The 8,144-nt window shown below is 57.2% G+C and carries 9 protein-coding genes; 8 read left to right on the top strand and 1 reads right to left on the bottom strand.

The genetic code is table 11. From position 1 onward, the window contains the following. Nucleotides 1–552 precede the first annotated feature (552 nt). Nucleotides 553–873: a DUF1244 domain-containing protein gene (locus V7730_RS21050; protein ID WP_335749521.1), complete on the bottom strand. Its 321-nt coding sequence runs from the start codon at nucleotides 871–873 to the stop codon at nucleotides 553–555. 195 nt (nucleotides 874–1,068) lie between these two features. Between V7730_RS21050 and pyk the strand changes: the two genes are divergently transcribed. The 8 genes from pyk to V7730_RS21090 all read left to right on the top strand — a co-directional run bounded on the left by pyk (nucleotide 1,069) and on the right by V7730_RS21090 (nucleotide 8,058). After that, a complete protein-coding gene (pyk, locus tag V7730_RS21055) occupies nucleotides 1,069–2,514 on the top strand; it encodes a pyruvate kinase (protein WP_335749522.1) in 1,446 nt (481 codons plus the stop codon). Nucleotides 2,515–2,542: 28 nt separating this feature from the next. After that, nucleotides 2,543–2,767, top strand: coding sequence for a hypothetical protein (locus tag V7730_RS21060; RefSeq protein ID WP_335749523.1), 225 nt, complete (start codon nucleotides 2,543–2,545; stop codon nucleotides 2,765–2,767). Nucleotides 2,768–2,931: 164 nt separating this feature from the next. Further along, nucleotides 2,932–3,132: a 50S ribosomal protein L35 gene (rpmI, locus tag V7730_RS21065; RefSeq protein ID WP_281990917.1), complete on the top strand. Its 201-nt coding sequence runs from the start codon at nucleotides 2,932–2,934 to the stop codon at nucleotides 3,130–3,132. Between the two features lie 11 nt (nucleotides 3,133–3,143). Next, nucleotides 3,144–3,509 carry a 50S ribosomal protein L20 gene (gene rplT, locus V7730_RS21070; protein WP_335749524.1) on the top strand — a complete coding sequence of 122 codons (366 nt, stop codon included), beginning with the start codon at nucleotides 3,144–3,146 and terminating at the stop codon, nucleotides 3,507–3,509. Nucleotides 3,510–3,671: 162 nt separating this feature from the next. Beyond that, entirely contained in the window at nucleotides 3,672–4,745 is a 1,074-nt protein-coding gene (pheS, locus tag V7730_RS21075; protein WP_335749525.1) for a phenylalanine--tRNA ligase subunit alpha, read from the top strand. Beyond that, nucleotides 4,742–5,179: a hypothetical protein gene (locus V7730_RS21080; protein WP_335749526.1), complete on the top strand. Its 438-nt coding sequence runs from the start codon at nucleotides 4,742–4,744 to the stop codon at nucleotides 5,177–5,179. The genes pheS and V7730_RS21080 overlap by 4 nt, the downstream gene beginning before the upstream one ends. Beyond that, nucleotides 5,176–7,575 (top strand): phenylalanine--tRNA ligase subunit beta, encoded by a 2,400-nt coding sequence (pheT, locus tag V7730_RS21085; protein WP_335749527.1) that lies wholly within the window; start codon nucleotides 5,176–5,178, stop codon nucleotides 7,573–7,575. Before V7730_RS21080 ends, pheT begins: the two co-directional genes overlap by 4 nt. A gap of 42 nt (nucleotides 7,576–7,617) precedes the next feature. Continuing rightward, a complete protein-coding gene (locus tag V7730_RS21090; protein ID WP_335749528.1) occupies nucleotides 7,618–8,058 on the top strand; it encodes a YtoQ family protein in 441 nt (146 codons plus the stop codon). Nucleotides 8,059–8,144: the final 86 nt, after the last annotated feature.

Here is an 8,144-nt window from a genome sequence, read left to right on the forward strand (position 1 = left end):
GATGCATCTTAGCCAAGCCGCAAAACTGTCCTAAAAAGCAGGACCACTTCAGAACGAACTTATTGGCCGAGCTTCACGGGTGCCCTTTCACAATTTTCTGGTCCACTTGATGCAACTGTCTCTGAAAACCGCTATCTAACGTTGAAAATTCTGTCCCCAGCAGAACCTCGTGCGAAATCAGTTGCCTACGATAGTGCATTTCATTCAGTGTGCCGGTTTCATCAGGGCAATCTGCTTGTTGCGGCAAAACGAATATCTCCTAATAGTGATTGGAGAGTCAAAGTAACGTTTCTTTGGCCAGTATCATCTTCAAATGGTGTCACTATCAGCTCTCATCGATACAAGATCATGAGGCTATCCAACTGTCGGCCAGTTTAATACGTAGTTATCTATAACGTCCTATACATCAGCAGCGCAGTGATCGATTGTGCCTTTTGGTGCCTGAAGATTTTCAACATTAAGGGCTCGAAGCGGTCATTGACGCTCCGAGATTGGTTTTCGGTCATCTGCACTATGAGATAGAGAAGGTCTGGTGGCTACGCGCAGGAGTTTTCATTTATCTTTGCCGACGTTCTCGGCAAATGCTGTCTTGAACGCCTCTTGCTGGGCGCCCGATGCGTCTGTCTGATAGTTGGCTTTCCATTCATCCATGGTCATGCCGTAGAACAGTTCGCGTGCTTCTATCTTGCCAATCTCGACGCCCCGCTCTGCGGCGGCTTCTTGATACCAGCGTGACAGGCAGTTTCGGCAAAAACCCGCAAGATTCATCATGTCGATGTTCTGCACGTCGGTACGGTCCTGCATCAGGTGCTTTTGCAGGCGGCGGTAGGCGGCGGCTTGCAGTTCGATCTCTTCTTGGCTGTACTCGGTCATGGTAGCTCCTGTGTTTATGGGGGATAAATGCGCATACAGGCCGCGCGGGTCAAGCTGTACGCGTGCCGTTGCGTCATCAGATTGTAACCGTTTTCGGTTTCAAGGTAGATATCATGCGTGCCAGACTAGAATGTGACCGCTAACATCTGTTATAAACAATATCAAAGTGTAGCCCAAAGTTGAAGGAAGACTGGAATGAGACGTCAACGGAATGTAAAGATCGTGGCAACGCTGGGACCGGCTTCTGACACGCATGAAATGATCTCGGCCTTGCACAAGAAGGGCGCGGATGTGTTCCGGCTTAACATGAGCCACGGTAGCCACGATGCAATCCGCGCCAAGCACGCGATGATCCGCGCCGTTGAAGAAGAGCTGGGGTCGACGATTGGTATTTTGGCAGACTTGCAGGGGCCAAAGCTGCGTGTGGGCGTGTTTGCCAACGGTAGCGAAGAATTGGTCGAAGGGGCGACGTTCCGGTTGGATCTGGATGAGGCCGAGGGCAACGCGCAGCGGGTTTGTCTGCCTCACCCCGAGATTTTTGCGGCGCTCAAAGAGGGCGCCACCCTGTTGGTTAATGATGGTAAGATCCGTCTGAAGGTCAAATCCTGTGGAGGAGATTTTGCCGAGTGCGAAGTCGTGACCGGTGGCGCCATTTCGAACCGTAAGGGTGTAAACGTCCCCGATGTCGTGCTGCCGCTCGCGGCGCTGAGCGATAAGGACCGAGCTGATCTCGAATTCGTCTGTGCTTTGGGTGTCGATTGGCTCGCTTTGAGCTTTGTCCAGCGACCCGAAGACGTGGCAGAGGCACGTGCGCTCGCCAAAGGGCGTGCCTCGATCCTGTCCAAGATTGAAAAGCCGTCGGCGGTTGAACGGTTTGATGATATTTTAGCCGTTAGCGACGGCATCATGGTGGCGCGCGGTGATCTTGGTGTTGAATTGCCGGTATCTGCCGTGCCGCCAATCCAGAAGCGGCTGGTGCGCCGGTGTCGTTCTGTTGGTAAGCCCGTGATTGTTGCCACTCAGATGCTGGAAAGCATGATCGAAAGCCCGATGCCGACCCGTGCCGAAGTCTCTGACGTGGCCACGGCCATCTATGAGGGGGCCGATGCGGTGATGCTTTCGGCGGAATCCGCGGCGGGCAGCTATCCGCTAGAAGCAGTCGGCATGATGGATAATGTCGCAATGGAGGTGGAGCGTGATCCCACCTACACGCAGATCATCGAAGCCAGCCGTACTGCGTCACGCTCCGGGATTGCGGATGCGATGGTGGCTGCCGCCCGCGAGATTGCCGAGACTACGGATGTTAAAGCGATCTGCTGCTTTACCCATTCCGGCACAACAGCCCTACTAACAGCACGTGAGCGGCCGCGTGTGCCGATCATCGCGTTGACACCTCTCAAGCGGACCGCGCGTCGGTTGGCGCTGAGTTGGGGCGTGAATTGTGTTCTCACGGATGAGCTCGACCGCTTCAAGATGGCAGTGGTGAGCGCGGCTCGCGCGGCATTGCAGGAAGGCTTCGCCGTCGAGACTGACTTTGTCGTTGTCACAGCGGGGGTGCCGTTCAACGTACCCGGCACGACCAATATTCTGCGTGTTGCGCCCTGCGATGAACGTTTGATTTTCGCGTCTGATCCAGAGTAACCTCACGGAAATTTTGGGGAGGTCTGTTATGGACACCGATCTTGCGCTGGTTATCGGCATCATTCTTGCGGCACTTTCGGTGCCCTCGATTCTGTCGGCACTCAGTGACAAACGTGCGCCGCGTGCATCTGCGATCACGATCTTGATTGCGGGCGGGCTGATCCTGTTTGCAATTCAGGGCAAGCCGGGGGGGTATAGCCTTTCTGAGGTACCGGACATCTTTGTGGGCGTGATCGCGCGGTACATGCCCTGAGGCTTTGGCGAAACAGTCACAGGCCTGCGCGCAGATTTGGTCGTTTCGCTTTTTCTTCTCTTGCGTTGGGACGCCTTGCATCCTATAGCCAGATTTCATTCCTGCGCGTCCGGCTCACGTGGCATGCCGAGTCGCGCTTAAACTGTAGACGACAGGAGACAGAAATGCCCAAGATGAAGACGAAATCGAGCGCTAAGAAGCGCTTTAAGATCTCGGCGACCGGCAAAGTCATCGGTGGTCAGGCTGGTAAACAGCACGGCATGATCAAGCGGACTAAAAAGTTCATCCGTAACGCACGCGGCACGACAGCATTGTCGGCGCCAGATGCCAAGATCATCAAGGGCTTTATGCCCTACGACCGTTAAGGAGAGCCGATATGTCCCGTACAAAAGGTGGTACAGTTACCCACGCCCGTCACCGTAAGGTCGTTAAGGCAGCCAAAGGTTATTATGGCCGTCGCAAGAGTACCTTTAAGGTCGCGCGCCAGGCCGTCGATAAGGCCAACCAGTATGCAACACGTGACCGGAAGGTTCGTAAGCGGAACTTCCGCGCGTTGTGGATCCAGCGTATCAACGCTGCTGTTCGCATGCACGACGAAGCGCTGACATACTCGCGCTTCATCAACGGTCTGAACCTCGCAGGTATCGAAGTTGACCGTAAAGTGCTTGCCGATCTGGCCGTGAACGAGCCCGAAGCATTTACTGCGATCGTGAAGCAGGCTCAGGCGTCTTTGGCCGCTTAAGCGCCAGCGCACTGACTTGAAATCGAAACGCCGCTCCGGTCATCGGGGCGGCGTTTTGCGTTTGAATGTTCTGAACGGGGCGGGTGCCTGCCGCGCCCTCATGGGTTGCGTTTGCGCGCGGTTCTGGTAGCAGGTTTGCATATTCTGAAGGACGTGCGTGACATGGATGATCTCAAGCAAAAATACCTTGGCCGGATTGCAAAGGCGGCTGATGAGGCCGCGTTGGAAGACATTCGTCTGACGGCTGTAGGCAAGAAGGGCGAAGTCGCCCTCAAGATGCGCGAACTGGGCAAGATGACCCCAGAAGAGCGTCAGACCGCTGGTCCCGCGCTTAATGCGCTGAAGGACGAGATCAACTCGGCGCTGGCAGCCAAGAAGGCTGCGTTGGGCAATGCCGCGCTGGATGAGCGTCTGCGCAGCGAATGGCTGGACGTGACGCTGCCGTCGCGGGTGCGCCCCGCTGGCACGCTGCACCCTGTGTCTCAGGTCACCGAAGAGCTGACAGCGATCTTCGCCGAGATGGGCTTTTCCGTCGCCGAAGGGCCGCGTATTGATACCGACTGGTATAACTTCGACGCGCTGAACATTCCCGGCCACCACCCCGCGCGCGCCGAGATGGACACATTCTATATGGCCCGTGCCGAGGGTGATAATCGCGCCCCACACGTGCTGCGCACCCACACGTCCCCCGTGCAGATCCGCACGATGGAGGCCGAAGGCGCGCCCCTGCGCATCATCTGCCCCGGTGGCGTGTACCGCGCCGACTATGACCAGACCCACACGCCGATGTTCCATCAGGTCGAAGGTTTGGCGATCGACAAAGACATCTCGATGGCGAACCTCAAATGGACGCTTGAGGAATTCTTTGCCGCGTTCTTTGAGATTGACGGCATCAAGACCCGCTTCCGCGCGTCCCACTTCCCCTTCACTGAGCCTTCGGCAGAGGTGGATATCCAATGCTCTTGGGTCGATGGCCAGCTGCGTATCGGTGAGGGCGACGGATGGATGGAAGTGCTGGGCTCTGGCATGGTCCACCCCAAAGTGCTGGCTGCTGGCGGGATTGATCCCGACATCTGGCAGGGCTTTGCCTTTGGCATGGGGATCGACCGGATTGCGATGCTGAAATACGGGATACCTGATTTGCGGGCGTTCTTTGATTCAGACCTGCGCTGGCTGCGGCACTACGGCTTCGCGAGCTTGGATCAGCCGAATTTGCACGGTGGGTTGAGTAGGTGAGTATCCTTTTCGGTGTTCTCGGTGCTTTAGGCGCAGCACTGATCGCAGCGTTCACCTATTCTTATCAACGTACTTTGGATCGTAAGTTTGAGGTCATTCAAGAGCGACGGCAACTATATGTAGATTACGTGAAAGAGGTGAGCCCTTCAATTTATCGCCGTGTTCTCGTGGATTCTGATATTCATCATGATCGTTTGAAACGGTTGAATGAAATTGGCTCTGCAATGCAAATTATAGCACCACAATCAGTCTGCGACGCTCATCACGAATTTTTGAACTATCTGCGCGAACAAACCAGTCGGGCAGACCCTGCAACTCAAGAGCACTCTAATTTTTTCGATGATGAAGCAGGTAGCCTTTTCGATATGGTCTTATTCGAGATGCGGAAAGACGCTCTTCCTCCGGAACTGCATGATGGGAATATGAAAAAATGAAATTCACACTCTCTTGGCTCAAAGAGCACCTCGACACCACGGCTTCGGTCGATGAGATCACCTATGCCCTGACCGATCTGGGTCTGGAAGTGGAGGGGGTCGAAGACCGCGGCGCGAAGCTGCGTGACTTTACGCTGGGTTTCGTGAAATCCGCGGAAAAGCATCCCGATGCGGATCGTCTGCGTGTCTGTCAGGTGGAAACCGACGAAGGCCTGCAACAGATCATCTGTGGTGCGCCCAACGCGCGCGAAGGCATCACCGTCGTGATCGCCAAGCCGGGCGTGTATGTGCCGGGCATTGATACCACCATCGGTGTGGGCAAAATCCGTGGGATCGAAAGCTTTGGCATGATGGCCTCCGAGCGGGAGCTGGAGCTCAGCGAAGAGCATGACGGCATCATCGAGCTGCCCTCGGGCAATGTCGGCGACAGCTTTGTTGATTGGCTGGCCGAACATGATCCGGCCAAGGTTGATCCGGTGATCGAGATCGCGATCACGCCGAACCGCCCCGATGCGCTGGGCGTGCGCGGCATTGCGCGCGATCTGGCCGCACGCGGTTTGGGTAAACTCAAGCAGCGCGATGTGCCTGCGGTTGAGGGGGCGTTCCCTTGCCCCATCAGCGTAACCATTGACGAAGACACGCTTGAGCAGTGCCCCGTGTTCTATGGCCGCGTCATTCGCGGTGTTAAAAATGGCCCAAGCCCTGTGTGGCTTCAGGACAAGCTGCGCGCGATTGGCCTGCGCCCGATTAGCTTCCTTGTGGATGTGACGAACTACTTCACCTTCGACCGCAACCGCCCGTTGCACGTGTTTGATGCGGACAAGATCGCGGGCAACAGCCTGCGCGTGCATCGCGCCAAGGGCGGAGAGACGCTTGTTGCGCTGGATGACAAGGAATACATGCTGGTTGACGGGATGACCGTAATTTCCGACGGCAATAGCATCGAAAGCCTTGGCGGTGTTATGGGCGGTGCGGCAACCGGCGTGAGCGACGAGACCGTGAACGTCTTTGTTGAATCCGCCTACTTCGATCCGGTGCGTACCGCGTACACGGGCCGCGCGCTCAAGATTAACTCGGACGCGCGCTATCGCTTTGAGCGGGGCATTGACCCTGGGTGGACGCCCTACGGGATTGAGCACGCAACGCGCATGATCCTTGATAACGCGGGCGGTGAGGCGTCAGAAGTCGTTGTGGCGGGCAAGGTGCCTGATACCAGCCGCGCCTACCGGTTGAACGCCAAGCGGGTGATCTCGCTGGTGGGGATGGAAATCCCTGAGGCAGAGCAGCGCCAGACGCTGACTGCGTTGGGCTTCCGTCTGGACGGTGACATGGCCTATGTGCCCAGCTGGCGCCCCGATGTGCAGGGGGAGGCGGATCTGGTCGAAGAGGTCGCGCGTATTGCGTCACTAACCAAGCTTGAAGGCAGGCCATTGCCGCGTCTGACCACTGGTGTCCCGCGCCCTGTGATGTCCCCCGCGCAGCGGCGCGAAGTGGCAGCACGGCGCACGGCTGCCACGCTCGGCTATCATGAATGTGTGAGCTACAGCTTCATTGATCAGGCATCCGCCGCGCTATTTGGTGGTGGCACCGATGCGACGCGTCTGGAGAACCCGATCAGTCAGGACATGAGCCACATGCGCCCTGCCCTGCTGCCCGGTTTGCTGCAGGCCGCAGCACGCAATCAGGCGCGTGGATTTGCCGACATGGCGCTGTTCGAGGTTGGCCCCGTCTTTCAAGGCGGCGAACCGGGTGAGCAGCAATTGCAGGTAACGGGCCTTCTGGTCGGCCGCACTGGTCCTAAGGACGTATTGGGCGCGGCCCGCGATGTTGATGTTTTCGACGTGAAGGCGGATGCAGAGGCAATTCTTGCAGCCATCGGCGCGCCTGCGAAGGTACAGATCCTGCGCGGCGCGGACGCATGGTGGCATCCTGGTCGTCACGGCATGATCTGCCTTGGCCCCAAGAAGGTCTTGGGCGTTTACGGTGAATTGCATCCGAAAGTATTGGCTGCGCTGGATGTGAAGGGGCCTGCGATGGCTTTCACTCTCTGGCCTGCCGAGGTGCCGATGCCGCGCAAGGCGGGTGCGACGCGCCCCGCGCTTAAGATCAGTGACCTGCAAGCGGTAGAGCGGGACTTTGCTTTTGTCGTGGATGCCGAAGTGGAGGCGCTGACGCTGGTTAACGCTGCCATGGGGGCGGACAAAGCCCTGATTGACGATGTGCGGGTGTTCGATGAGTTTGTTGGCGGCAGTCTGGGCGAAGGTAAGAAATCGCTCGCGCTGACAGTGCGGTTGCAGCCACGTGAGCAGACCTTGAAGGATGCCGATATTGAAGCTGTCGGGGCTAAGGTGATTGAGAAGGTGACCAGGGCCACCGGCGGCGTGCTGCGCGGGTAATCACCGGCCGGATACGGTTTGAAAACTGTTAGGAGAGCGAAGATGAAGGTTTATCTGTCTGGAGAAATCCACACCGATTGGCGTGAGCAGATCACTCAGGGTGCGCAGGGTATGGATGTTGAGTTCACGGGGCCGGTGACGGACCACGCGGCCAGTGATGATTGCGGTGTCGCAATTCTGGGCGCAGAGGCAGATAAGTTTTGGCATGATCGCAAAGGCGCGCAGGTAAACGCGATCCGCACCCGCAAAGGCATCGCCGACGCTGACGTCGTCGTGGTGCGGTTTGGCGATCAGTACAAGCAATGGAACGCGGCATTCGACGCAGGCTACGCTGCGGCGTTGGGGAAATCTTTGATCATTCTGCACGGGCCTGACCATGCACATGCGCTTAAGGAAGTGGACGCTGCTGCGCTGGCAGTCGCGTCCGAGCCTGCGCAGGTTGTGGAAATCCTGCGCTATGTGCTCACAGGCACGCTTTCCTAATTAACGCTGAGAGGCATCCACACCAGCATCATGGTGAAGTGGTCCGGCAAAATTGGACAGCGTGCTAAGATGTATCCAACCCGAAC

It is taken from the genome of Sulfitobacter sp. (assembly GCF_036961165.1).
Classification (GTDB): domain Bacteria; phylum Pseudomonadota; class Alphaproteobacteria; order Rhodobacterales; family Rhodobacteraceae; genus Sulfitobacter.

What these genes read in the sequence shown, in the direction of transcription:
- V7730_RS21060 (WP_335749523.1), top strand. Translation starts at nt 2,543, where the DNA reads ATGGACACCGATCTTGCGCTGGTTATCGGCATCATTCTTGCGGCACTT.
- pyk (WP_335749522.1), top strand. Translation starts at nt 1,069, where the DNA reads ATGAGACGTCAACGGAATGTAAAGATCGTGGCAACGCTGGGACCGGCT.
- pheT (WP_335749527.1), top strand. Translation starts at nt 5,176, where the DNA reads ATGAAATTCACACTCTCTTGGCTCAAAGAGCACCTCGACACCACGGCT.
- V7730_RS21090 (WP_335749528.1), top strand. Translation starts at nt 7,618, where the DNA reads ATGAAGGTTTATCTGTCTGGAGAAATCCACACCGATTGGCGTGAGCAG.
- rplT (WP_335749524.1), top strand. Translation starts at nt 3,144, where the DNA reads ATGTCCCGTACAAAAGGTGGTACAGTTACCCACGCCCGTCACCGTAAG.
- rpmI (WP_281990917.1), top strand. Translation starts at nt 2,932, where the DNA reads ATGCCCAAGATGAAGACGAAATCGAGCGCTAAGAAGCGCTTTAAGATC.
- pheS (WP_335749525.1), top strand. Translation starts at nt 3,672, where the DNA reads ATGGATGATCTCAAGCAAAAATACCTTGGCCGGATTGCAAAGGCGGCT.
- V7730_RS21050 (WP_335749521.1), bottom strand. Translation starts at nt 873, where the DNA reads ATGACCGAGTACAGCCAAGAAGAGATCGAACTGCAAGCCGCCGCCTAC.